A 23,921-nucleotide genomic window follows, 5' to 3' on the forward strand; every position below is an offset into this window, starting at 1 on the left:
CGACCAAGGGAGCCCCAGCCATGCACCGCGCTCCAGCCGAGCCCGGCCCCTCCCCCCGTACGGGCACCGCACCCCGCACCCACGCCACACGCGTCCCCGCCCCCACCCCCCTCACCATCATCGGCGGCGGTTTCGCCGGGCTCACCGCGGCGATCACCGCCGCCGAGGCAGGGGCGAGGGTCACCGTGTACGAGGCGCACCACACGCTCGGCGGCCGGGCGCGGACCGCGGAGGGGCCGTACCGGACGAACGAGGGACCGCACGCGCTGTACAGCGGCGGCCCGCACTGGACGTGGCTCGGGCAACGCGACCTGATCGGGCCGCTCGCGCCTCTCCCGCCCCTGGAGGCCGCCCGGCTGCGCCTGCACCACAAGGGCGCCCTGCGCCGGACCCCGCCGTACGCGATGCTCAGGCTCCTCCGCCCACGCCGTACGGGCCAACAGGCGCCCGTCGACGTCGACTTCCTCACCTGGGCGACCGAACAGGCCGGCGAGGAGGCCGCGCGCGCCGCCGCCAACTACTCGGCGGTGGCGCTGTTCCACCACGCCCCGGGCTCCCTGTCCGCCGCCTTCGTGCAGGAACGGCTGCGCCGGGCCACGAAGTTGCCCCCGGAGGCGCACTACCCACGCGGTGGCTGGGCGAGCGTCATCGACCGCATGGCGGCCCGCGCCTGGAACCTCGGCGTCCGCATGGAGACCCTCAGCCGCGTCGACACCCTCGACACCCTCACCGGCAACAGCAACAGCAACAGCAAGGGCAGGGGCAGGGGCACCGGCCCGATCATCGTCGCCACCTCCCTCGCCGCCGCCCGTCGCCTGCTCAAGGACGACTCGCTGACCTGGCCGAGCGGCCGTACGGCACTCGTCGACCTCGCCGTACGCACCCGCCGGGGCGACGCGTTCACGGTCTCCGACCTGGACGCGCCCGGCTGGATCGAACGGTTCACCGCGCAGGACCGCACGCTGGCCCCGGCGGGCGAGCAGTTGCTCCAGGGGCAGTTCCCGATCGGTCCGCACGAGTCACGGGCGGACGGCGTCGCCCGAGCGGAACGCCTGCTGGACCTGGGCTTCCCCGGCTGGCGGGACCGGGTCACCTGGCGGCGCGAGGCGACCTCGAACGGCCGTACGGGCGCGGTCGATCCGCCCGGCACCAGCTGGCGCGACCGCCCTGCCGTGGACCGGGGAGACGGCGTGTACCTCGTGGGCGACCAGGTCGCGGCGCCGGGCGTGCTCTCGGAGGTGTCGTTCAACAGCGCGCTCGCGGCCGTCTCGCTGGCGCTGGGCAGAAGGTCGAAGAACACCCTTGACCTCAAGCGCGCTTGAGGTCGGAGTCTGGGGCTCGCCAGGCGAAACGAGACGTACGCACGCCACGCGCACGCGAGACCGCCCAAGGGGGCCCACATGCACGCCATCCGTCTGCACGCCTTCGGTCCGGCCGAGAACCTCACGTACGAGAAGGTCGCGGACCCCGAGCCCGGTCCGGGCCAGGTCCGTGTCGCCGTCGCCGCGGCGGGCGTACACCTGCTGGACACAGCCATCCGCGAGGGCCACCCCGGGCCCGGACCGACACCGGAACTGCCCACGGTCCCCGGCCGCGAGATCGCCGGCGTCGTCGAGGCGCTCGGGGAGGGCGTCCCGGAACTCTGGCTCGGCAGACGGGTCACCGCACACCTCGGCTTCGTGCCCGGCGGTTACGCCGAGTTGGCCGTCACGGAGATCGAACGGCTGCACGAGATCCCGGAGAACCTCGACTTCGCCGAGGCCGTCGCGATGATCGGCACGGGCCGTACGGCGATGGGGATACTGCTCTTCGCCGAACCGGGCCCGGACGACGTGGTCGTGATCCCGGCCGCGGCCGGCGGTCTCGGCACACTGCTCGTGCAGTACGCCAAGAACGCGGGCGCCACGGTGGTCGGCCTGGCCGGCGGGCCCGAGAAGACGGCCCGGGTGGCGGCGAACGGCGCCGATCTCGCCGTCGACTACACGGACCCGGCGTGGCCGGAGAAGGTCGCGGCGTACCGGGGGAAGGCCACGATCGTCTTCGACGGGGTCGGCGGGACGGCGGCGCGGGAGTCCGTCGCCCTGCTCGCCCCCGGCGGCAGGCACCTCGTCTTCGGCTGGTCGGCGAGCGGGATCAAGGAGGGCGGACCGTACGTCGTCGAGGGCGTCTCGGAGTCGGTCCTGGGCGAGGAGATGCGGCGTCGGGCGGGTGGCCCCGACCCCCTCCGCACCCTCGAACTCCGCGCCCTCGCCGAAGCCGCCACCGGCCGCCTCACCCCGGCCGTCCACCGCTTCCCCCTCCCCCAGGCAGCCGCCGCCCACCGAGCCCTGGAAAACCGCGGCACCACCGGAAAGGTGGTACTGGAGCCATGACATCCCATGCCCGGTCCCGACCATGGGACCACCGACCCCCCGGAGGTATGGCCACGACCTTCATTCCGGTCTTCGCCACCGCCACCGCCACCGCCGGAGTCGCCCCGAGCGAGGCGGGCGTTACCTCCGCGACAACCGTCAACACCGCCCGGCAGGTGGGTGATCAGATCGGCGCGGTCCTGCTGAAGACCATCGTCACGACCAGCGAACCTCCTGCCTCGCGGCCCACGACCGCACCACCACGACCGTTCGCGAGGGCGTCGACACAGCTGCGCGACCGCCCTCCGGTGGGCCAATGCGAGCATCCTCCTCGCAGGTCCCCTCGCGGCCACGCCGAACAGGGCGAAGGCCCCCAACACCGCCACATGACCCCGGGAACGAAAGCCGGTGGCCCCTGCCCGATCGGGCAGGGGCCACCAGGGCACCGACGTGGCGGTCAGCTCACTTCACGACCGCCCGGGTCGCCTTGCTCACCGCCGAGCCGTCCTTGTGCCCCGCACGGTGCGCGATCACCTTCACCGTGATCTTCTTGCCCTTCTGCGCCGACTTCAGCACCAGCGACGACTCGGCCGCCCCCTTGATCGCCTTGCCGCCCGCGTACCACTGGTACGCGTACGACCCGGCGGCAGGGCTCCAGGTCCCCTTGCTCGCCTTCAACCTCTTCCCGACCTTCGCCGTCCCGCTGATCACGGGCGCCTTGGTCACCTTGGGCGCGGAGCCCTTGGCGACCGTCACCGCGGCCGAGGTCGCCGTCCCGCCGTCCCAGCCGGACTTGGCGGCGCCGACCGTCACGGTCAGCCTCTTGCCCAGCAGCCCTGCCGGAACCATGTACGTCGAGGCCGTGGCGCCCTTGATCGCCTTGCCGTCCGCGTTCCACTGGTACGTGTACGACGACGGCGCCGAGGACCAACTGCCGTGCGTCGCCGTTGCCTTGGCGCCGACGGCGACGGTGCCGGACACCTTGGGCGCGGCGGTGTTCCTCAGCTGCGCCCGGGTGACCGTGAAGGTGCCGCGCTGGAACTCCCAGCCGCGCGCGATCACGCTGACGCTCCACGTGCCCGGGGACACGCCGGTCAGGTCGAGGGTGGCCGTCAGCGTCCGGTGGTCCGTGGACACCGACTCCGTCTTCGCCATGATGCTCCGGCCGCTCTGGTACAGCCGGACCTCTGCGTCCGCGGGCAGCGCGGTGCCGGTCACCGTGAGCGTGACCTTGCCGTCGGCCGCGCCCGTGTCCGGGCCGACCGAGGTGACGCCCACCTCCTCGGTGCCGCACAGCGTGGGCGAGCAGACCAGCCTCGCCCGGTAGGAGGTGGTGGACGCCTTCTCCGGCAGGCCCAGCAGGAACAGGCTCGGTGCGCTCTGGCCGGGCGAGCCGTCCACACCGCAGCGGTAGCCGTCCGAGGAGTTCACGCAGCCGTTGGACCACGAGGACATGGTGTAGAGCACGGGCACCGCCGTCGTCGTGGCACCGGTGGTGTCGCTGATCTCGGTGGCGAAGGTGTCGAAGCCCGCGGTCGGCAGCACCGCGCACACCGCGGTGCGCGACTCGTCGAGCCTGCCCGTGACCGGGCCGTACCCGTACGCCACCGTGGGCACCTTCTCGCACTCGGCGGCCGGCCCGTCGGCGGTGGCGATGCGCAGGGCGTCCAGACGGTAGTCGGGCGCGGTCTTGAGGCTGGCCGGAACCTGCACGAGAACCTGGTGGCTGATGGACCCGCTCACCGCGCAGGGCCGGTTGCGGAACGAGCACTCCATGCCGCCGTCGCCGCCGAACACCGCGATGTTGCCGGTGCCGAGCCTGTCCCGGACGTCGATGTGCACGACATCGGTGGCGGCGGTGGTGGTGACGCGATGGCAGCGCAGGGTGCCCGGCGCCCCATGGGTCCCCGGAACGGAGGCCCCTCCCACCTTGGTCGCCGCGCTCGCGGCGCAGCCGGCCGAGGAGGCGGACGCCGTGACGTCACGTCGCGCGAGCGTGTACGTGGCCGCCTGGTCCCTGCCGTTGACGAGCACGGTGTGCGCCTTGCCCGGCGTCAGCGCGCACAGCACCCACCCGTTGGTGCTGGCACTGCGGTCGCAGATCTTCCTGCCGTCGGCGTCGACCACGGAGAACCGGGCGGCGACACCGCCGGACGTGGCGATCAGCTGGAAGACCTCGGCTTCCGTGTGCTCGCCCTCCGGAACGCTCAGACAGCGCGAGAAGACCCCGCCGCCCGTGCCGAACGTGGCCCGGGCGCCGTCGTCGGCGAAGCTCCCGCTCGGCAGTTCGGCGCAGCCCTCGGGGGTGTCGGTGCGGACGAGGTCGAGCGCGTACGCCCCGGTCGTACCGGAGTCCGCGCGCACGAGCAGGCGGTAGGGCGCCGTGCCCGCCGGCTCGCAGGTGCCCGTGTTGAGCGCCTCGTCGGTGCACTGGGTGACGCCCTCGCCGTCCAGGACTTCGACCGCCGGTCGGGGCCCCGGCCCACCGAGCTTGGTCAGCGCCGCGAACCGCGCTCCCTCCGAGCCGGGCAGCAGCAGGCAGTCGTACTCCCCCGCGCCGCCGAACTCGCCCTCGTGGCGCCCCCATTCGACGGACCGGCAGCCCTCGGTGCCGGTGCGGTCGAGGAAGGCCGTGGCGTACTGGGGGTCGCTGACGCGATTCGGGTCGCCCACCACCAGCGTGTAGGGCCCGGCTGCGGGGAAGGTGCACCAACCGCCCGCCTGGCAGACCTTCTTGCCCTCGCCGTCGTAGACGTACGACCACAGGGCCTCGTTCTGCTCGGGGTCCACCGGGCTCACCAGGAACCGGCCCGCCGCGGGCACGGTCAGCGAACGGCAACGCAGAGTGCCGGGCGCGGGCGGGGTGCCGTACGCGCCGGTCGTCAGGGCCGGGCAGCCCTCGGCCGCGGAGAGCCGACGGATCTGCAGCCGCTCATCGGCGGGCAGCCCGCTGTCGGAGAAGCCGTACGACAGCACCCGGTACGGGCCGTCGCCGGGCAGGACACAGCCGTGCTCGTCGTCCTCGCCGCGCTCGCAGATGTCCGTGCCGGTCTCATCGGTGATCCACTGCCGGACGTCGCCCCTGTACACGTTGACGCGCTCGCCCGGTTCTCCCCGGAACGGCAGGCAGTCGACCTGCACCGGGCTGACCACCCTGAACGTCGCCGAGGGCAGGTCCCACGATGTGCCCACGGCCGGGGCACAGCCCTCGGACCCGGCCAGCGGAACCACACCGAGCTGGTAGTCGGTGGCGTCGAAGCCCCCCGAGTTGTCCACCACCACGGTGTAGGCGCCGGCCGCCGGGAAGTCGCACCAGCGCACGCCGTAGTTGGGGGCGGTGCACTCGGGCTCGGTGCCGTCGGCACCGCGGACCACCACGAAGGCCTCGTGGCGGGGGTCCGCGAGCGACACCTGGTGGCGGCCCGCCTCGGCGGTGACCGTGTGGCAGGCCCTCGCCCCACCGGCGAGCGTGCCACGGGCGACGGAATCGCCCGGATCCCCGAACGGCGCGAGCGCGAGCGGCGCGCACTCCACCGGGTCGTCGGCGCGGGCGGTCCCCGCCCCGGTCAGGGTCAACAGCGAGGTGAGCAGCGAGACCAGAACGGTCAGCGCGAGCAGCGGCACAACAGGCCGCCCGCGTCTCCGTCTCACGGGCAGGCTCAAGGCCGGCATGGGTTCCCCCCGGAACGGTCGGAGCCCGCGGAACGGTCGGATCCCGGGCTCACGTGGTCAGTGAGGCGATGTTCGCACACAGGTGTGACACAGCACTCACGGATTTCCCGGGGGTTGTCGAGCCGTCAACGCCGACTCGTGCCGTCAACGCCGACTCGTGCCGTCAATGCCGAGGTGCCCTCAGTGCCGCCCCGCCACCCGGTCCGCCCACCGCGCCAACCGCGACGACTCCCCCTTGTGCGAGGCGGCTTCACGCCGGTCGGCGGTGCGATACGTCGCGTACATCCCCTGCACCCCCGCCCAACGCAACGGCTCCGGCTCCCATTTGCGCACCCGGTGGTTCACCCACGGCAGCGACGTCAGCTCCGTCGCCCCGGCCTGCCCCGAGTCCCGCTGGACGAGGTCGCGGAGGGTGCGGGCGGCGAGGTTGGCGGTGGCCACACCGGAGCCGACGTAACCGCCCGCCCAGCCGAGCCCCGTCGACCGGTCCAGGGTGACCGTGGCACACCAGTCGCGGGGGACCCCGAGCACACCCGACCATGCATGGTCGACCTTCACCCCCGCCAGCGAGGGGAAGAACTTCACCAGGATCTCGTACAGCGCCTCGATCGTCGCCGCCTGCGTACGCCCGTCGTTGTCCGTCCGCGACCCGAAGCGGTACGGCACCCCGCGGCCACCCAGCGCGATCCGGTCGTCGGCGGTGCGCTGGGCGTACATGTACGCGTGCGCCATGTCACCGAGCGTCTCGCGGCCCTCCCAGCCGATCGCCGCCCACTGCGCGGGGGTCAGTGGCTCGGTGGCGATCATCGACGAGTTCATCGGCAGCCAGGTCCGCCGCTGCCCCTTGAGGTTCGCCGTGAAGCCCTCCGTGCAGCGCAGCACATAGGGCGCCCGGACCGTGCCGTACGGCGTGACCGCGTGCCCCGGCCGGATCTCGGTCACCGGCGTCAGCTCGTGCACGGTCACCCCCAGCCCCTCGACGACGGCCGCCAGCCCCGTCACCAGCTTCACCGGGTTCAGCCGCGCCCCGTGCGGCGTCCACGTCGACCCCACGGCATCGGCGACCCGGATCCGCTCGGCCGTCTCCCGCGCGCCGTACAGCTCGCGGTCGACCTCCCCGTACGCGAGTTCGTGTTCGTGAAAGGCCTTGAGCCGCCCCGACTGAGCCGGGGTGTAAGCGACTTCGAGCACCCCGCCCCGATGGATGTCCGCCTCGATCCCCTCCGCCCCCGCCACGCGCACGACCTCGTCGACGGTCTCGTTCATGGCCCGCTGCAACCGCATGGCGGCCTCCCGCCCGTGCAGCCGCGCGTACCGGTCCCGTCCCGCGATCCCGTTGTAGAGCCACCCGCCGTTGCGCCCCGAAGCCCCGTACCCGCAGAACTTCCGCTCCAGGACGACGACCCGCAGAGAAGGGGCGGCCTTCTTCAGGTAGTAGGCCGTCCACAGCCCGGTGTACCCACCCCCGACGATCACCACGTCGGCGGACGCGTCCCCGGCCAGCGGCTCCCTGGGAACGGGAAGGCCGGCCTGCGCGTACCAGAAGGAGATCCCACCGTTGACGGTGCCGGCGATCGCGTCCGAGCTGCTCATGGCCGGACGCTAACCCCTGCCGACAGGCCCTGTCTCCTACGGATTTCGTGGCGTACGTGCCGCCTCCGGGCCGGAAATCCAGAGAACTCCGGGAAGGCGCACGCGTAGTGTCACCCGCATGATCGACGCCATCTCGGTACCGGAGGAACTGGCCGCCACGCTGGAGATGTTCTTCGACGAGAAGGGCGTGGCCTTCGCCGCCGCCCTTCCGGACCTGGCCACCGCATTCCTGAACCGGTGGGGGCTGCGCCTCGACGGGCCGGCCATGCACGGCATGTGCGCCCTGGTCCTGCCCGTGGTCCGCACGGCCGACGACACCCCTGCGGTCCTCAAGCTCCAGATCCTCGACGCCGAGAGCGAGGGCGAGCCGGTCGCCCTGCGCGTCTGGGACGGCGACGGGGCGGTACGGCTCCTCGCCCACGACGGCGAAACAGGCACCATGCTGCTCGAACGCCTCGACCCGGCCCGCATGCTGTCCCACGAGCCCGACACCCGCAAGGCCGTCCTGGTCATCGCCCGCCTCCTGGCCCACCTGACCACCGCACCGGCCCCGCCTGCCATGCGCCGCCTGTCCGACATCGCGACGGACATGCTGGACCGCACCCCACCGGTCCTGGCCCGCATCCCGGACACGTCCGACCGCCGCCTGATCGCGGACTGCGCGGCAGCGCTGCGCGAGGTCGTGTCCGAACCCGGCGACCGCCTCCTCCACTGGGACCTGCACTTCGACAACGTCCTGGGCGCCGACCGCGCACCCTGGCTCGCCATCGACCCCAAGCCCCTGGCCGGCGACCCCGCCTTCGAACTCTGGCCGGCCCTGAACAACCGCTTCGACCCGAACGAGGTCCCCTGGCGCTTCGACGCGATGACGGACGTCCTCTCCCTGGACCGCGACCGCGCCCGAGCCTGGACCCTCGCCCGCCTCCTCCAGAACGCCGTCTGGGAGATCGAAGAAGGCCGCCCCCTGGACCCCGACGACCTGGAACTCGCCCGCCGACTCCCCTGACCCACCCCTCCAACAACAAGATCCCGGGCCACCATCGCGACCCGGGATCCCCGGAGCCCCCTGTCGGATTCGAACCGACGACCTACGCATTACAAGTGCGTTGCTCTGGCCAGCTGAGCTAAGGAGGCGTGGCCCCTCGCGGGGGCGCCCGTGCAGTGTACCCACGTCACAGGGCGTACTCGTCGAAAATTTCCGCGAAGTTCACAGGGGTCCAGGTACTGACAGACCAGGTGAACGCCAGGTACCGTCCTGACCCAATCCACTCTCGTGGACTACACCACCGTGGAACCGTCCGCGGTGGATCACCACCTTTACTCGGATCGTCCGGCACGTTCCTGCCGGTGAAGGGGGCCTACGACCCATGGCCACAGTCTCGTTCGACAAGGCGACCCGCATCTACCCGGGTTCCACGAAGCCCGCCGTCGATGCTCTGGAGATCGACATCGAGGACGGCGAGTTCCTCGTCCTCGTCGGTCCGTCCGGTTGCGGCAAGTCCACCTCGCTCCGCATGCTCGCGGGTCTTGAGGACGTCAACGGCGGCGCCATCCGCATCGGTGACCGCGACGTCACGCACCTGCCGCCGAAGGACCGGGACATCGCCATGGTGTTCCAGAACTACGCGCTGTACCCGCACATGTCGGTCGCCGACAACATGGGCTTCGCGCTCAAGATCGCCGGTGTGAACAAGGCGGAGATCCGGCAGAAGGTCGAAGAGGCCGCCAAGATCCTCGACCTCACCGACTACCTGGACCGCAAGCCGAAGGCCCTCTCCGGTGGTCAGCGTCAGCGTGTCGCCATGGGCCGTGCCATCGTGCGTGAGCCCCAGGTCTTCCTCATGGACGAGCCGCTGTCGAACCTCGACGCCAAGCTCCGTGTCTCGACGCGTACGCAGATCGCGTCCCTGCAGCGCCGCCTCGGCATCACCACCGTCTACGTCACCCACGACCAGGTCGAGGCCATGACGATGGGCGACCGTGTGGCGGTCCTCAAGGACGGTCTGCTCCAGCAGGTCGACACCCCGCGCAACATGTACGACCGCCCGGCCAACCTCTTCGTCGCCGGCTTCATCGGCTCCCCGGCCATGAACCTGGTCGAGGTCCCGATCACCGACGGCGGTGTGAAGTTCGGCAACAGCGTCGTCCCGGTCAACCGTGACGCCCTCAAGGCCGCCTCCGACAAGGGTGACACCACGGTCACCGTCGGTGTCCGTCCCGAGCACTTCGACATCGTGGAGCACGGCAGCGCCGTCGCCTCCACCCTGTCCAAGGACTCCGCCGACGCCCCGGCCGGCCTCGCCGTCACCGTCAACGTCGTCGAGGAGCTCGGCGCCGACGGTTACGTCTACGGCACCGCCGAGGTCGACGGCGAGACCAAGGACCTCGTGGTCCGCGTCAACGGCCGCCAGGTCCCGGAGAAGGGCGCGACGCTGCACGTCGTGCCGCGTCCGGGCGAGAACCACGTGTTCTCGACCTCGACGGGCGAGCGCCTCTCCGACTGAGCCGGACACGGTGCGTTCGTGACCGTTCGCGAAACCACCGGCCCGGGATAAATCACCCAGGTTGACGAAGAAGGCCTCGCAAACATCTGCGGGGCCTTCTTCGTTGCCACCAACTACCCCGACAAATAGGTTCATTTCGACCAGCGTGCGTCAACCCGCCACCCTCGGGACGGCGCTTCGACATCCCCCGTACCGGTGACCTAATGTCGCCATATCACTACCCCGCGCTACCCTCACTCGCGTGAAGCACACCCACACCCACACCCAACGGACGCGGCACGGCCGCGGTCCCGCCCGCCGGATCGGCCGCTCCCTGGCCCTGGTCCTGCCCGTCGTCCTGGTCCTCTCCGGCACCCTCGCGGTCACCCGGGTCAACTGGTCGGGCTCCGACCCCGCGGAGTCGGTGCTGGCCGGCTCGGAGGTCTCCCAGCGCGCCAAGACCCGCGCCCCGCACGAGGTGCTGCGCGACAAGCTCCTCGTGGAGCTCCAGGAGGAGGACCCCGGCGTCGCCCTCACCCACCTCCAGCAGGCGGTGAACGGCCGCCCCGCGCTGGCGAAGCACTGCACCTCCATCGCCCGCGCCCTCGGCCGCGCCGCGGTCCGCGCCTACGGCCCCACCCGCGCCCAGTCCTACGCCCGCCCGGTCTGCGACACGTCCTTCGCGACGGGAGTGGCCGCCCAGTACAGCTGAGGCCCGCTCACAGCGCCGCTGAGGGCCACGCGGGGCCGTAGAAGCTCCCCCAGGCGGCTTCCACGGCTCCCCACGGCCTTCAGCAAGCTCCCAAACGGCTCCCAGAGGTCCCGGAGGATTCCCCAGGGCTCCAGGGCTCGCACCCCGTATACCGCCCCGTTCCCACCCCGTATACCGATCCCAGGGCCGTGCTCCCGCGAACGGGGCGCCACGTACAGTTCGGTCATGACCGATCCGAACGCCGCGTCGCGCCCCGTTCAAGCCGTGGTCCTCGCCGGTGGCCAGGGCTCCCGGCTGCGTCCGTACACCGACGACCGGCCCAAGCCCATGGTCGAGATCCCCGGTACGGGCACCCCGATCATCGGCCATCAGCTCACCTGGCTCGCCGAGGAGGGCGTGACCGACGTGGTCGTCTCCTGCGGCCACCTCGCCGACGTCCTGCAGAAGTGGCTGGACTCGGCCGACCTGCCGGTCCGCGTCACCACGGTCGTCGAGACGGAACCCCTGGGCCGAGGTGGAGGCCTCAAGTACGCCGCCTCACACCTCCCCCACCCCGACCGCCCCTGGTACGCCACCAACGGCGACATCTGGACCCGCTTCTCGCTCCGCGACATGGCGGACTTCCACGCCGAACGCGACGCCCTGGCCACCCTCGCCCTGGCTCGCCCCCGCATTCCCTGGGGCGCCGTGAAGACGGACGGCTTCGGCCGCGTGACGGACTTCATCGAGGCCCCGCCCACTACGTACGAGATCAACGCCGGCGTCTACGTCTTCTCCCCCGAGTTCACCGACCTCCTCCCCGCCCGGGGCGACCACGAGCGCACCACCTTCCCCCGGCTGGCCCGAGAACGCCGCCTGGCAGGCTTCCCCATCCCCCAGGGCGCCTACTGGCGAGCCATCGACACGGCGAAGGACCTGACAGAGGCAGCGAAGGAACTGGCGGCACTGAGCCGCTGAGGGGAACGCGGACTCGTAGGGGCGCCAGACAGCCACCGGCCGCCAAAGGGGCGCGGGGAACTGCACGACAGGCCACAACCGACCCGCAGCCGCCCGCAACGCGATCGCCACGATCCATCAGGCGCTCCGCCCGTCCCCCTCACGCTCGTCTCCCTCACACCCATCTCCCTCACGCCAGAACACGACAACGGGCCCCGCGCGAAGCATCACGCGGGGCCCGTCCGTGTATCGGCGTATCGGCGTATCGGCGTATCGACGCAACCAGTGGAGCGACTACCCGAGCAATCCCCCCACCAGCCCGGGCTGCCCACCCGAGGAGCTCCCCCCGGTGGACCCACCGGTCGACCCGGTGGCCCCCCCGGTCGTACCGCCGGAGGCACCGCTGGAGCTCGGCCCAGCAGTGGTACTCGGCGCCTGCTCGACCGGCGAGGTCTGCTGCGGCGGCACCTGCCCCGCCGTCCCCTGCGTCTGACTCGGCTGCCCGCCGGTGACCGCCCCGGTGTCCCGTGTGGCCCCCGGCGTCGTGGCCGCCTGCGAAGGCGTCGCCGACGTCGCGCCCGCGGTGGGCGAGTTGGACGCGGACGGGCTGTTCTCGCGCCGTGCGCTCGGCTCACCCGGCAGCGGCGACCCCGGCAACTCGTTGCGCGGCGCCTCGCCGGGCCCGGGAACGACGATCCGGTCGGCGTCCCGCACGGCACCACCGAGCACGGACCCCACGAGCAGCGTCAGCCCGACGACGATCGCGGTGACGATCGCGCCCCGCCGCAGCACATAGCGCCGCAGCTCCCAGATGTCGGCGCGCGGCCCGAGTGTGCGCCAGGCGCCGCCCGCGAGCCGCCCGTCGACGGAGTACACCGGGGCGCCCGCGATGATCAGCGGGGACCAGGCGGCGAGGTAGATGATGTCGGGCGTCTCGTAGACGGGGACGGTCTTCCAGCTGACGGTGACGAGCAGCGCGGCCGACAGCAGCGCCCCGACACCGGCGGCGACCCGCTGCCAGAGTCCGCAGATGGTCAGCACACCGACGATGACCTGGGCGAAGGCGATGACGAGCCCCGAGCCCACCGGGTGTTCGAGGGCGAACTGCCTTAGCGGCTCGGCGACTTCCCACGGGTGCAGCGTGTTCAGCCACTTCACCATGGAGCCGCGCTTGCCGCCGTCGAAGTAGTGCGGGTCGCAGAGCTTGCCCATGCCGGCGTAGACGGAGATGAACCCGAGGAAGACGCGCAGCGGCAGCAGCACCACGCCGAGGTTCATCCGGCGGCCGGGGTAATAGGCGTGCCGGACGGGCTCGTTGCCGGTCCGGCGTCCGTTCCGCTCGTCCTCGCCGTCGTCGTACGACTCCGGGAACTCCTCGTCGGCGTACCCGCCTTGGCCGTAGCCCGCCGCCTGGTCGTACTCCGCTTCGTCGTACGTGCTGCCGACGGTGCGCATGGCGGGGAGCAGCCGGGTGCCCTCGGGGGCGGCGTGGTCGCCGTGCGTGCGCTGGCTGCCGACGATGGGCGTCTCGACGGTCTCGACGGTCAAGTCGGCGCCGTAGCGCCCGCCTTGGTCGCCGTAGCGCCGGCTCTCGGTGTCGTAGCCGTCACCCCTGGGACCGTCGACCCGTGGGATGACCTGGGTCGAGCCGGTGTCGTTCAAGGGGTCGGGGGCCCCGCGGCCGACGCCCGCGCCGCGTACCGCCTGGAGGAGCCGGTGGGCCCCGGTGTCGTCCGGCGCGGACTTCCCGCTCCAGACGACGGGCGCGCGCCGACGCCCGGCGGCGGGCGCGCCGGAGCGCCCCGCCGCGCCCACGACAGGGATGCGCGCGGTGTCCTCGCCGGTGTTCAAGTGCCGTGCGATGCGCGGGGACGCCCGCGTGGAGACGCCCAACTTCACGCGGAAACTCGCGTGGTTGACGATGACCTGCGCCGGATCGCTCGGCACCTTCACCATGCTCAGCGCGGGAGCGTCGTCGAATCCCGAGTCGAATCCCGACGAACGGTCCCCCGTGGGTGTGCGGGGTGTTCTGGTGTCCACACTCATCTAACCGAGTGACGTGTCGTTAGGACACTGCTTTGACCGCCCCGATCTGTCCGGACCCCGTCAAGGTGATCCAGAACATCCCGAACCCCCAGTTGAGGCCCGGTTTCACACCCGTCGCGACAACGGGACCACGTCCCGCGCCGCGCCGCCTCCTACCGCGCAACTCCCCCCGTGACACCGGCGTTCGACGACCGGGCCCCACCCGGCATCGGCACGTGCACCCGGTAGTCGCAGGACCGCTCCCGCCCGCGACCCCCGCACCGCTTCGCGGGGTTCACGACGCCGCGCCGGCCGCCGGACTCGGGGCTCGGCCCATCCGCCGACCACCACGGTCAGGCGCGACGCCGAGCCGCCTCGTACAGCACGACCCCGGCCGCCACGCCCGCGTTCAGCGACTCCGCGCCACCCGGCATCGGAATCCGCACCCGGTGGTCGCAGGTCTCGCCGACGAGGCGGGAGAGGCCCTTGCCCTCGCTGCCGACCACGATGACGACCGGGCCGCCGAGGGCCTCCAGGTCGCCGATCTCGGACTCGCCGTCGGCGGCGAGTCCGACCACGACGATGCCGGCCTTCTTGTACGCCTCCAGCGCGCGCGTCAGGTTGGTGCAGCGGGCGACGGGCGTACGGGCGGCCGTGCCGGCGGACGTCTTCCAGGCACCGGCGGTCATGCCGGCCGCGCGTCGCTCGGGTACGACCACGCCGTGGCCGCCGAACGCGGAGACGGACCGGACGACGGCACCGAGGTTGCGCGGGTCGGTCACACCGTCGAGCGCGACGATCAGCGGGTCCTCGCCGTCGTCGTACGCGGCGTTCATCAGGTCCTCGGGGTGCGCGTACTCGTACGGCGGGACCTGGAGGACGAGCCCCTGGTGGTTGAGCCCGTTGGTCATGCGGTCCAGCTCGGGCCGCGGCGCCTCCATGAGGTTGATGCCGCCGCGCTCGGCCGCGAGCTGCAGCGCCTCACGCACCCGCTCGTCGTTGTCGATGAACTGCTGGACGTAGAGCGTCGAGGCGGGCACGCCCTCGCGCAGCGCCTCGACGACGGGGTTGCGTCCGACGACCATCTCGGAGGTGCCCTTGCCGCCCCGGCCACGCGGCGCGGGGCGGCGCGCGGCCTGCTTCGCCTTGGCGTTGGCGATGCGGTTCGCCTTGTGCTTCTTGCGCATCTCGGCGGGGGGCGTCGGACCCTTGCCCTCGAGACCCTTGCGCCGCTGGCCGCCACTGCCGACCTGCGCGCCCTTCTTGCCGGACATGCGGCGGTTGTTAGCGGCCATGACCTACCTGTCTGTGTGAAGCGTGCGTGTGTACGTATTTCGTATGTGCTCAATGCAGTGTGCCGCCCGGACGGCCGGGCGGCACAATCGATCAAGGTCGATCGATCAGGATGACCGGAGGACTCAGCGTGGGCCGAGCGTCCAGCGCGGACCGTCCGGGCTGTCCTCGATGACCAGACCCGACTGGTTGAGCTGGTCGCGGATGGCGTCCGCGGTGGCCCAGTCCTTGCGGGCGCGGGCGGCCTCGCGCTGCTGGAGGACCAGCCCGACGAGCGTGTCGACGACCCCGTGGAGGTCATCGCCGCGGTCACCGGCGTCACCGGCCCAGTGTGCGTCCAGCGGGTCGAGGCCGAGCACGCCGAGCATGGCGCGCACCTCGGCGAGCCGCGCCACGGCCTCTTCCTTGTCGTCGGCGGCCAGCGCGCTGTTGCCCTGCCGGACCGTGGTGTGCACGACGGCGAGCGCCTGCGGCACGCCCAGGTCGTCGTCCATCGCCTCGGCGAACGCCGGCGGCACCTCGGCCGCGGGCTCGACGACCCCGCCGGCCTTCTCGACGACCCGCTGGACGAACCCCTCGATACGGGCGAACGCCGACTCGGCCTCGCGCAGGGCGTCCTCGCTGTACTCGATCATCGACCGGTAGTGCGGGGTGCCCAGGTAGTAGCGGAGCACGATGGGCCGCCAGCGCTTGACCATCTCGCTCACGAGCACCGAGTTACCCAGCGACTTGGACATCTTCTCGCCGCTCATGGTGACCCAGGCGTTGTGCACCCAGTACTCGGCGAAGGTGTCGCCGAAGGCCTTGGCCTGTGCGATCTCGTTCTCATGGTGCGGGAAGATCAGGTCGAGGCCGCCGCCGTGGATGTCGAAGGCGCTGCCCAGGTACTTGTGCGCCATGGCCGAGCACTCCAGGTGCCAGCCCGGCCGCCCGCGTCCCCAGGGCGTCTCCCAGGTCGGCTCCCCGGGCTTCGCCGACTTCCACATGGCGAAGTCACGGGGGTCGCGCTTACCGGTCTCGCCCTCACCGGAGGGCTGGAGGAGGTTGTCGAGCGTCTGGTTGGACAGCTGCAGATACTCGGGGAACGACCGCACGTCGAAGTAGACGTTCCCGTCGGCCTCGTAGGCGTGTCCGCGCTCGATCAGCCCGCGCATCATCTCGACCATCTCGGTCACATGCCCGGTGGCACGCGGCTCGTAGGTCGGCGGCAGGCAACCGAGCGCGCCGTACCCGTCGTTGAACGCGCGCTCGTTCTCGTACCCGATCGACCACCAGGGGCGGCCCTGGTCGGCCGCCTTCGCGATGATCTTGTCGTCGATGTCCGTGACGTTCCGGACGAACGTCACGTCGTATCCGCGGTACTCGAACCACCGGCGCATGATGTCGAAGTTGAGCCCGGACCGGATGTGCCCGATGTGCGGGGCCGCCTGCACCGTGGCGCCACACAGGTAGATCGAGACACAACCCGGCGTGAGCGGGGCGAAGTCACGAATCTGCCGGGCGCTGGTGTCGTACAGGCGAATAGTCACGCCCACAAGGGTAGTGGGCCAGCGGCCGTGCCCCCAGCCTTTCCCTCCGAGAACAGCACATCCGTGACTTCAGGCCACGACAGCGCCCCCGAAAGGGGCGCGGGGAACCGCGCGACCGGCCACGACGGTCCTGCGGCGAGCAACGAACGCGGCCCCCGGGGCCGGGCCCGGGGCGCGGCCCCCGGGAGGGACGGGCAGGGGCAACGGCGGGGGCGAGAAGACCGGGACTCAGCCGACACGTACGACGAGCGCCGTGGCGATCGCCATCAGCCCCTCGCCCCGCCCCGGGAACCCGAGCCCGTCCGTGGTCGCCCCGGACACCGAGACCGGCGCCCCCACGACGTCCGAGAGCACCTTCTGCGCCTCGTCCCTGCGCTTGCCGATCTTCGGCCGGTCCCCCACGACCTGCACGGCCACGTTGCCGATGACGAACCCCGCGGCCCGCACGATCCGCGCCGCCTCCGCCAGCAGCGTCACCCCGGACGCCCCGGACCACTCGGGCCGCCCCGTACCGAAGTGCTGCCCCAGATCACCGAGCCCGGCGGCGGAGAACAACGCGTTGCAGGCGGCGTGCGCCACGACGTCCGCGTCGGAGTGCCCGGCCAGCCCCGGCCCCTCCCCCTCCCACTTCAGCCCGGCGCACCACAGCTCCCGCCCCTCCTCGAAGGCGTGGATGTCGGTACCGATCCCGACCTGCGGCAACACCACGGAACCCGGCAGGGACGGCACCGGCGCGGCCCCGGAAACCCCGAAGCTCTCAGAACCCATCGTTCAGCCTCCTGCGCGCCAGAACCGCCTCCGCGAGCACCAGATCCAGCGGCCGCGTCACCTTGAACGCCTCCTCGTGCCCCGGCACGACCACGACCCCGAGCCCGAGCCGCTCCACCATGCTCGCGTCGTCGGTCACCTCCCCGGTGACCGTCTCGTGCGCCCGGACCAGCGTCTCCCGGTCGAACCCCTGCGGCGTCTGCACGCCCCTCAGCCGCGCCCGCTCGGGCGTGGCGACGACCGGCTCCGGCGCACCCGGCTCGACCGCCGGCTCGACCTCCTTGACCGTGTCCGCGAGCGGCAGCGCGGGCACCACGGCCGGCGCCCCGTCCCGTACGGCCTCGATGACGGCGTCGACCGTGTCGACGGGCACGAGCGGACGGGCCGCGTCGTGGACGAGGACGATGTCGTAGCCGGGCGGGAGCGCGTCGAGGCCGAGCTTCACCGACTCCTGGCGCGTCTCACCTCCGGGGACGACGAGGAAGTCCGTCCGCTCGGGCAGGGCGTGCGCGTCGAGCAGGGTCTTGACCTCGGGGGCGCCGTCGGGCGGCGCCACGACGATCACCAGGGAGACGCCACGGGAGGCTGCCATGGCCCGCACCGCGTGGATCAGCATCGGAGTGCCGTTCAGCGTGCGCAGCGCTTTGGGAGCACCCGGGCCGAGGCGTACGCCCCGGCCGGCGGCCGGAATCACTGCCGCCGTACGGGTTGCCGCAGCGGGTCCGGAAGGCGAGGGGCGCGAATCGTCAGACATCGGTTCCTGTCAGGTTTGTGTGCTCGGCCTACGTGGGTATGGCCACAGCGTGCCGGGCGCGACACCTTGACCGGACCCTTCCGTGACATCTGGTCGAGCCAGCTGCCCGGGCCCGGCACGCCAAGTACGGGTACTCGGCACTGACGAGCACTCAGCACCGAAGAGCACCGGGGCACGCCAAGTATCGCCGAGTATCGGGGTCCTCATGGAGACGTGCAGCATCCGGGTACGAACATGCCGCAGCGCCCGGCGACATGAGTTACGTCATCGGGCACCGCGGCATTTCAATGTGCTGCGCTGAACGGCTGAGCGGGCTGGCTGCCTGCCTCAGGAGTCAGTTCAGGACGCGAGAACCTCGTCGAGCAGGGCCTCGGCCTTGTCCTCGTTCGTGTTCTCCGCGAGGGCGAGTTCGCTCACCAGGATCTGGCGCGCCTTGGCGAGCATGCGCTTCTCACCGGCGGACAGTCCGCGCTCGCGCTCACGACGCCACAGGTCGCGCACGACTTCTGCGACCTTGATGACATCGCCGGAGGCGAGCTTCTCCAGGTTTGCCTTGTAGCGACGCGACCAGTTCGTGGGCTCCTCGGCATACGGTGCGCGCAGCACCTCGAAGACCCGGTCCAGGCCGTCTTGACCGACCACATCACGTACGCCGACGAACTCCGCATTGTCCGCTGGCACACGCACTGTCAGGTCGCCCTGAGCGACCTTGAGCACCAAGTAGGTCTTGTCCACGCCTTTGATCTGGCGAGTTTCGATGGCCTCAATCAGCGCGGCCCCGTGATGGGGATAGACCACGGTGTCGCCAACCTTGAACGTCATGTGACAGGTACCCCTTCCGTGGCTATCCAGGGTAACACGGAAACTGCGTGTTCTGAATGGCGTTTTCGCAGGTCAGGGCGCATCTCGGGGCTTGACAACTGCAACAGGAACGTGCTGCGAGGGCCGAACGGAAGGGGGTATCCGCAGGTCGGAGCGGCTCTCCGGGCGGAGCGAAACGCGTACGTTACACGCATCCGGAGGACTCCACGAGCGACCGAACGTCCCGCTTTGTCCTCCATCAAGTGTGCGACTTCCGCTACTCCGTTCGATGAGCGGAGTCGGGTACGAGACGAATCCGGAATTGATCAAGGAGTTCGATCTACGGGCACTGTTCCGCCGTTACCAGTTCGTGTTCTGACGCTGTTCCGGCGGCGTTCCGGCGGTTGTTCCGGAGGGCGTTCCCCCGAGTGTTCCGGAGAGCGTTCCGGAGGGCCTTCCCGCGAGTGTTCCTGCGGCTGATCGATTTCCCGTGCCGGCCCACATTCCTTGGCGGAAATCCAGGGCGCGGCGGTGACGAGTTCGACGGAGGTTATGTGAATGCCGGACAGACGTGTGCGTGACACGTCCGCCAATTGCCTCCGGCGACTTGTCGGGGACTTGGGGAGGGTCGGGTGCGGCGGCGACGGGACGGCTCGGTAACCTAAGGCCGCTACCGACCACGTACCGCCCACGTTCTAGGAGTTGCCGCCGCCGTGAGCAGCAGCCTTCGACGCGGCGGCCTCGCCGCCGCCGCCATCGCGTTCTCGATCGCCTCACTCGCCGCGTGCGCCGCCGGCAACAACGCCCAGACGCTGGAAGTCAAGCCGGACAACGCGGCCACCAGCGTCGGCGACATCAAGATCCAGAATGCGATCGTGGTCACCCAGCCCGGTACCGAGACCGAGGGTCCCGCAGTGGTCTCCGCGACGGTGTTCAACGGCGCCACGACCGACCAGACCCTGGATTCCATCACCGTGGACGGCGCCGGCACCGCCGAGCTCACCCCGGCCAAGGGCGAGGGCAAGGGCGGCAAGGTCGTCATCCCCGCCGGCGGCTATGTGGTCCTGGGCGGCGAGAACAACGCCTCCGCGGTCCTGACGGACCTCACCGACGCCGTCAAGGACGGCAACGCCCAGCGGGTCACCTTCAACTTCAGCGAGACCGGCGAGGTCGGCCTGCGCGCCTTCGTGGTCCCCGCCGAGCACTACTTCGAGAAGTGGGGCCCGAGCGACATCCCCGAGGCCCCCGCCGCCAGCGCCTCCCCGTCCGGGTCGGTCTCCGGCTCACCGTCCGCGTCCACCTCGGGGACCCCGTCCACCGGCGAGGGCACCGCCGAGGAGGAGGGCGCCGCCGCCGGCTCGACGGCCTCCCCGTCCACCTCGGCCTCCGAGGAGACCGCCGGCCACTGAGGCCCGTACACCTGCGCCGAAGGGCGGCACCCCTCCCAGGGGTGCCGCCCTTCGGCGTACGGCGATGGCGCGACCGCCGGTCTACGGCTCGAACTTGTAGCCGAGCCCTCGCACCGTCACCAGGTACCGCGGCGCGCCCGGGTCCGGTTCGATCTTGGCGCGGAGGCGCTTGACGTGGACGTCGAGGGTCTTGGTGTCGCCGACGTAGTCGGCGCCCCAGACCCGGTCGATGAGCTGCATGCGGGTCAGGACGCGGCCCGCGTTGCGCAGCAGCATTTCGAGCAGGTCGAACTCCTTGAGAGGGAGGTCGACCTTGGAGCCCGAGACAGTGACCACGTGACGGTCGACGTCCATACGGACGGGGCCGGCCTCCAGCGCGGCCGGGGTGACCTCCTCGGGCTCGCCGCGGCGGCGCAGAACGGCCCGGATACGGGCGACGAGTTCGCGGGAGGAGAAGGGCTTGGTGACATAGTCATCGGCTCCTATTTCCAGGCCCACGACCTTGTCGATCTCGCTGTCCTTGGCGGTCACCATGATCACCGGGACATTGGAACGGCCGCGCAGCTGACGGCAGACCTCGGTGCCCGGCAGGCCGGGCAGCATCAGGTCGAGCAGGACGAGGTCGGCTCCGTTGCGCTCGAACTCGTCGAGACCGTCGGGCCCGGTGGTCGCGATGGCGACCTCGAAGCCCTCTTTGCGGAGCATGTAGGACAGGGCGTCGGAGAAGGACTCCTCGTCCTCGACGACGAGCACTCGGGTCACGGAAGGACCTCCGGGGCGGGAAGCGGTTCGTACGGTCCGTACGGGGATGGGTCGGTGTGAGGCTGTCCGTCCTCGACGTCGAGGTCCGGGTGCTGGGCCGCACGGTCACGGGTCGCGCCCGCCTCCGGCAGCCTGAGGGTGAAGGTGGAGCCCTGTCCCTCGGAGCTCCACACCGTGACCTCCCCGCCGTGCGAGGCGGCCACGTGCTTGACGATCGCGAGACCGAGACCCGTACCGCCGGTCTGGCGGGATCGGGCCGGGTCCACGCGGTAGAAGCGCTCGAAGACGCGCTCCTTGTCCTTCTCCGAGATGCCGATGCCCTGGTCAGTCACGGCGATCTCGATATGGTCCCCGCCGGGGGCGGTCACCCGGCGCGCGGCTATGCCGACGCGGGTGCGGGCCGGGGAGTAGTTGACGGCGTTCTCGACGAGGTTGCCGAGGGCCGCGGCGAGCTGCCCGCGGTTGCCCCAGACACGCAGCTCGGCGGTGCCGCCCGCCGACCGCGCACCACCCCCCTGTTCGAACCCCTCGGGCGTCCCCGTGTTCGAAGCCATGGTGATCTGCTTGGTGCCGGCCTGGTGGCGGCAGCGGTCGACGGCCTCGGCGACCAGCTCGTCCACCCGGACGGGCTCGGCGTCCTCCAGCGGGTCGTCGTTCTGCACCCGGGAGAGGTCGATGAGCTCCTGCACGAGGTTGGTGAGCCGGGTGGCCTCGATCTGCATGCGCCCGGCGAAGCGTTCCACCGCCTCGGGGTCGTCCGACGCCCCCATGACGGCCTCCGAGAGCAGCGACAGGGCGCCGACCGGCGTCTTCAGCTCATGGCTGACGTTGGCGACGAAGTCACGGCGTACGGCCTCGATCCGGCGGGCCTCGGTGAGGTCCTCTACGAGGAGCAGCACCAGCCTGGAGCCCAGGGGAGCGACGCGCGCGGAGACGGCGAGCGCCTCCCCGCGTCCCGTGCCGCGCCGGGGCAGGTCCAGCTCGACCTGTCGTATCTCTCCGTCCCGTCGGGTGTCGCGAGCCATCTTGAGCATCGGTTCGACCGCGAGCTTCCCGCCCCGCACCAGCCCGAGGGCATACGCGGCGGAGCTGGCCTTGACGACGCCGTCGGCCTCGTCGAGCACGACGGCGGAGGAGCGCAGCACGGACAGCACGGTGTCGACACCGGGCGGCAGTACCGGGTCCGTGTGCAGGGAGGTCCTGGTCGGACGCTTCTGCTCGCGCTCGCTGACGCGGAACGCCAGCATGGCGATGACACCGGTGAGCACTCCGGCGATCGCTGCCGCTGCGGCGACAGCCGCGTTCACGTCCATGCATCCAGGTTAGGCATGAGGTCGGACATCCCCACAGCGATCGGAGGGCGACCTCGAACACTCGTCGCCCAGAGTTCACCTTGGAGCCAGTATTGGTTCATTTGGGATGGCTGAAACGGACGCGTACGGGTCGGAACGTGGGAGCGTGGGGTTCGTCCGGGCCTCAGGTCACCGTTCATTCGGTCGTCCTGGCCTGGCGGAACGGCTTTCGGCAGGGCTTTTCTGGTTACCCACGAGCAGACGTACGTAAGAGAGGGACACCCTGATGCGGGACGCGTACCACGAGGAACTTGACTCGATCGGTGAGGGCCTGGTCGAGATGGCCCGACTGGTCGGGTCGGCCATCGGTCGTGCCACGACGGCGATGCTCGACGCCGACCTGAAGCTGGCCGAGAGCGTGATCGAGGCCGACCAGAAGGTCGATGACCTGCAGCACGACCTGGAGGCACGCGCGATAGCCCTGCTGGCCAGGCAGCAGCCGGTGGCGACGGATCTCCGGATCGTCGTGACGTCGCTGCGCATGTCGGCCGACCTGGAGCGCTCCGGCGACCTCGCCCAGCACGTGGCCAAGCTGACCCGGCTCCGCTTCCCCGAAAACACGGTCCCGCGTGACCTGCACGCCACGATCCTGGAGATGGGCCAGCTCGCGCAGCGCCTGATGGCGAAGGCCGCCGAGGTCATCATCACCAAGGACGTCGACCTCGCCCTCCAGCTGGAGAGCGACGACGACGCGATGGACCTCCTCCACCGCACCCTCTTCCAGCACCTCATGGACGACCGCTGGAAGCACGGCATCGAGACCGCCGTCGACGTCACCCTCCTCGGCCGCTACTACGAGCGTTTCGCGGACCACGCAGTGTCCGTCGCCAAGCGTGTGGTGTACCTGGTGACGGGTGAGCACGCGGACGAGCTGCAGGCGGACATCCAGCCGGTCACGGGGGTGGAGGGGGCGTAGGGCTCCCGGCTGGTGCGGGGAGGGTGAGGAGCGCGGGGCTTCGGTCATGGGGCTCCGGTCATGGGGCGGGGCTCCGGCGCCTGATGGTCCTGCGGGGCGTGTGGACGCCTCCGTGCGCCGTTGATGCGCCCGGCTGAACGGGCCTGCAATGGGGCAACCAATGGGCACAGGCACGGGCCTTCGCTGCATCCGTTGCCTTCGTTGCATCCGCTCCATCCGCTGCATCCGCTGCCTTCGAGGAGGGACCATGGCCGAATCCCCCGCCAGCCCCAGCACTCCGGACCCGACACAGGTCCGGGACAGCCATCAGCCCGCCGACGTCAAGACCCTGCCCCTCTTCGGCGCCTGCGGCTGCGGCTCCGGATGTGCGTGCGGGTGCCAGTCGGGCAACCCGTGCCAGTGCGGCTGACCGGCTGACCGGCACGCGGTCGCTTTCGTACGCGGGAGAAGGGGGTCCGTCGCTCGTGACGGGCCCCCTTCCTCCTGTCCGGGGCGGGAGAACGTTTCGTGAGCGTTCACGTTCGGTGAGCGTTCACGTTCGGTGAGCGTTCACGTTCGGTGAGCG

Annotated in this window: 19 protein-coding genes and 1 tRNA gene; 9 read left to right on the top strand and 11 right to left on the bottom strand. The window is 71.1% G+C overall.

The window, feature by feature from the left end; all coding sequences use genetic code 11:
- Positions 1 to 20: 20 nt before the first annotated feature.
- Both OG858_RS20785 and OG858_RS20790 read left to right on the top strand, forming a co-directional pair.
- Entirely contained in the window at positions 21 to 1,322 is a 1,302-nt protein-coding gene (locus tag OG858_RS20785; RefSeq protein ID WP_328544638.1) for an FAD-dependent oxidoreductase, read from the top strand.
- Positions 1,323 to 1,400: 78 nt separating this feature from the next.
- Positions 1,401 to 2,372, top strand: a complete 972-nt coding sequence (locus OG858_RS20790) for a zinc-binding dehydrogenase (RefSeq protein ID WP_319067803.1) — start codon at positions 1,401 to 1,403, stop codon at positions 2,370 to 2,372.
- A gap of 441 nt (positions 2,373 to 2,813) precedes the next feature.
- Here the strand turns inward: OG858_RS20790 and OG858_RS20795 are convergent, their stop codons facing one another.
- Together OG858_RS20795 and OG858_RS20800 are read right to left on the bottom strand one after the other, a co-directional pair.
- Complete coding sequence (locus OG858_RS20795; RefSeq protein WP_319318313.1) at positions 2,814 to 6,002, bottom strand: Tat pathway signal protein; 3,189 nt, start codon at positions 6,000 to 6,002, stop codon at positions 2,814 to 2,816.
- A gap of 201 nt (positions 6,003 to 6,203) precedes the next feature.
- A complete protein-coding gene (locus tag OG858_RS20800; RefSeq protein ID WP_328544637.1) occupies positions 6,204 to 7,616 on the bottom strand; it encodes an NAD(P)/FAD-dependent oxidoreductase in 1,413 nt (470 codons plus the stop codon).
- Positions 7,617 to 7,734: 118 nt separating this feature from the next.
- Between OG858_RS20800 and OG858_RS20805 the strand changes: the two genes are divergently transcribed.
- Entirely contained in the window at positions 7,735 to 8,622 is an 888-nt protein-coding gene (locus tag OG858_RS20805; RefSeq protein ID WP_328544636.1) for an aminoglycoside phosphotransferase family protein, read from the top strand.
- 54 nt (positions 8,623 to 8,676) lie between these two features.
- On the opposite strand, the gene OG858_RS20810 is transcribed toward OG858_RS20805, so the two are convergent.
- A tRNA-Thr gene (locus OG858_RS20810) sits at positions 8,677 to 8,750 on the bottom strand.
- A 233-nt stretch (positions 8,751 to 8,983) separates the two neighbouring features.
- Here OG858_RS20810 and OG858_RS20815 point away from each other — a divergent pair.
- The 3 genes from OG858_RS20815 to OG858_RS20825 all read left to right on the top strand — a co-directional run bounded on the left by OG858_RS20815 (position 8,984) and on the right by OG858_RS20825 (position 11,768).
- Positions 8,984 to 10,120 carry an ABC transporter ATP-binding protein gene (locus OG858_RS20815; protein WP_319067799.1) on the top strand — a complete coding sequence of 379 codons (1,137 nt, stop codon included), beginning with the start codon at positions 8,984 to 8,986 and terminating at the stop codon, positions 10,118 to 10,120.
- Positions 10,121 to 10,361: 241 nt separating this feature from the next.
- Positions 10,362 to 10,811: a hypothetical protein gene (locus OG858_RS20820; RefSeq protein WP_037688463.1), complete on the top strand. Its 450-nt coding sequence runs from the start codon at positions 10,362 to 10,364 to the stop codon at positions 10,809 to 10,811.
- A 225-nt stretch (positions 10,812 to 11,036) separates the two neighbouring features.
- Complete coding sequence (locus OG858_RS20825) at positions 11,037 to 11,768, top strand: nucleotidyltransferase family protein (RefSeq protein ID WP_319067797.1); 732 nt, start codon at positions 11,037 to 11,039, stop codon at positions 11,766 to 11,768.
- 273 nt (positions 11,769 to 12,041) lie between these two features.
- Here OG858_RS20825 and OG858_RS20830 read toward each other — a convergent pair whose 3' ends face one another.
- The 6 genes from OG858_RS20830 to OG858_RS20855 all read right to left on the bottom strand — a co-directional run bounded on the left by OG858_RS20830 (position 12,042) and on the right by OG858_RS20855 (position 18,938).
- Positions 12,042 to 13,787, bottom strand: coding sequence for a DoxX family protein (locus OG858_RS20830; protein ID WP_319264217.1), 1,746 nt, complete (start codon positions 13,785 to 13,787; stop codon positions 12,042 to 12,044).
- Between the two features lie 338 nt (positions 13,788 to 14,125).
- Positions 14,126 to 15,067: a 23S rRNA (guanosine(2251)-2'-O)-methyltransferase RlmB gene (gene rlmB, locus OG858_RS20835; RefSeq protein WP_086752758.1), complete on the bottom strand. Its 942-nt coding sequence runs from the start codon at positions 15,065 to 15,067 to the stop codon at positions 14,126 to 14,128.
- A 123-nt stretch (positions 15,068 to 15,190) separates the two neighbouring features.
- A complete protein-coding gene (gene cysS, locus OG858_RS20840) occupies positions 15,191 to 16,594 on the bottom strand; it encodes a cysteine--tRNA ligase (protein WP_086752762.1) in 1,404 nt (467 codons plus the stop codon).
- A gap of 228 nt (positions 16,595 to 16,822) precedes the next feature.
- Positions 16,823 to 17,362 (bottom strand): 2-C-methyl-D-erythritol 2,4-cyclodiphosphate synthase, encoded by a 540-nt coding sequence (gene ispF / locus OG858_RS20845; protein ID WP_327744219.1) that lies wholly within the window; start codon positions 17,360 to 17,362, stop codon positions 16,823 to 16,825.
- Positions 17,352 to 18,116, bottom strand: coding sequence for a 2-C-methyl-D-erythritol 4-phosphate cytidylyltransferase (gene ispD, locus OG858_RS20850; RefSeq protein ID WP_319067792.1), 765 nt, complete (start codon positions 18,114 to 18,116; stop codon positions 17,352 to 17,354). The genes ispF and ispD overlap by 11 nt, the downstream gene beginning before the upstream one ends.
- A 339-nt stretch (positions 18,117 to 18,455) precedes the next feature.
- Complete coding sequence (locus OG858_RS20855) at positions 18,456 to 18,938, bottom strand: CarD family transcriptional regulator (RefSeq protein WP_003953493.1); 483 nt, start codon at positions 18,936 to 18,938, stop codon at positions 18,456 to 18,458.
- 692 nt (positions 18,939 to 19,630) lie between these two features.
- Here OG858_RS20855 and OG858_RS20860 point away from each other — a divergent pair.
- Positions 19,631 to 20,326 (top strand): copper chaperone PCu(A)C, encoded by a 696-nt coding sequence (locus OG858_RS20860; RefSeq protein WP_086746813.1) that lies wholly within the window; start codon positions 19,631 to 19,633, stop codon positions 20,324 to 20,326.
- 81 nt (positions 20,327 to 20,407) lie between these two features.
- Here OG858_RS20860 and OG858_RS20865 read toward each other — a convergent pair whose 3' ends face one another.
- Both OG858_RS20865 and OG858_RS20870 read right to left on the bottom strand, forming a co-directional pair.
- A complete protein-coding gene (locus OG858_RS20865; protein WP_009340348.1) occupies positions 20,408 to 21,088 on the bottom strand; it encodes a response regulator transcription factor in 681 nt (226 codons plus the stop codon).
- Complete coding sequence (locus OG858_RS20870) at positions 21,085 to 22,401, bottom strand: sensor histidine kinase (RefSeq protein WP_086746814.1); 1,317 nt, start codon at positions 22,399 to 22,401, stop codon at positions 21,085 to 21,087. The genes OG858_RS20865 and OG858_RS20870 overlap by 4 nt, the downstream gene beginning before the upstream one ends.
- Positions 22,402 to 22,666: 265 nt before the next feature.
- On the opposite strand from OG858_RS20870, the gene phoU reads away from it, so the two are divergent.
- The gene (gene phoU, locus OG858_RS20875; RefSeq protein WP_086746815.1) at positions 22,667 to 23,356 is read left to right on the top strand and encodes a phosphate signaling complex protein PhoU; all 690 of its coding nucleotides are present in this window, start codon (positions 22,667 to 22,669) and stop codon (positions 23,354 to 23,356) included.
- 247 nt (positions 23,357 to 23,603) lie between these two features.
- Positions 23,604 to 23,765, top strand: a complete 162-nt coding sequence (locus OG858_RS20880) for a hypothetical protein (RefSeq protein WP_179200805.1) — start codon at positions 23,604 to 23,606, stop codon at positions 23,763 to 23,765.
- The last annotated feature ends 156 nt before the right edge of the window (positions 23,766 to 23,921 follow it).

It is taken from the genome of Streptomyces europaeiscabiei, from assembly GCF_036346855.1.
GTDB lineage: Bacteria > Actinomycetota > Actinomycetes > Streptomycetales > Streptomycetaceae > Streptomyces > Streptomyces europaeiscabiei.

Bases quoted from the DNA above. Each gene is read 5' to 3' on its own strand.
- OG858_RS20785 (WP_328544638.1), top strand. From the start codon at position 21: ATGCACCGCGCTCCAGCCGAGCCCGGCCCCTCCCCCCGTACGGGCACC.
- OG858_RS20790 (WP_319067803.1), top strand. From the start codon at position 1,401: ATGCACGCCATCCGTCTGCACGCCTTCGGTCCGGCCGAGAACCTCACG.
- OG858_RS20800 (WP_328544637.1), bottom strand. From the start codon at position 7,616: ATGAGCAGCTCGGACGCGATCGCCGGCACCGTCAACGGTGGGATCTCC.
- OG858_RS20805 (WP_328544636.1), top strand. From the start codon at position 7,735: ATGATCGACGCCATCTCGGTACCGGAGGAACTGGCCGCCACGCTGGAG.
- OG858_RS20815 (WP_319067799.1), top strand. From the start codon at position 8,984: ATGGCCACAGTCTCGTTCGACAAGGCGACCCGCATCTACCCGGGTTCC.
- OG858_RS20825 (WP_319067797.1), top strand. From the start codon at position 11,037: ATGACCGATCCGAACGCCGCGTCGCGCCCCGTTCAAGCCGTGGTCCTC.
- rlmB (WP_086752758.1), bottom strand. From the start codon at position 15,067: ATGGCCGCTAACAACCGCCGCATGTCCGGCAAGAAGGGCGCGCAGGTC.
- ispF (WP_327744219.1), bottom strand. From the start codon at position 17,362: ATGGGTTCTGAGAGCTTCGGGGTTTCCGGGGCCGCGCCGGTGCCGTCC.
- ispD (WP_319067792.1), bottom strand. From the start codon at position 18,116: ATGTCTGACGATTCGCGCCCCTCGCCTTCCGGACCCGCTGCGGCAACC.
- OG858_RS20855 (WP_003953493.1), bottom strand. From the start codon at position 18,938: ATGACGTTCAAGGTTGGCGACACCGTGGTCTATCCCCATCACGGGGCC.
- OG858_RS20870 (WP_086746814.1), bottom strand. From the start codon at position 22,401: ATGGACGTGAACGCGGCTGTCGCCGCAGCGGCAGCGATCGCCGGAGTG.
- phoU (WP_086746815.1), top strand. From the start codon at position 22,667: ATGCGGGACGCGTACCACGAGGAACTTGACTCGATCGGTGAGGGCCTG.
- OG858_RS20880 (WP_179200805.1), top strand. From the start codon at position 23,604: ATGGCCGAATCCCCCGCCAGCCCCAGCACTCCGGACCCGACACAGGTC.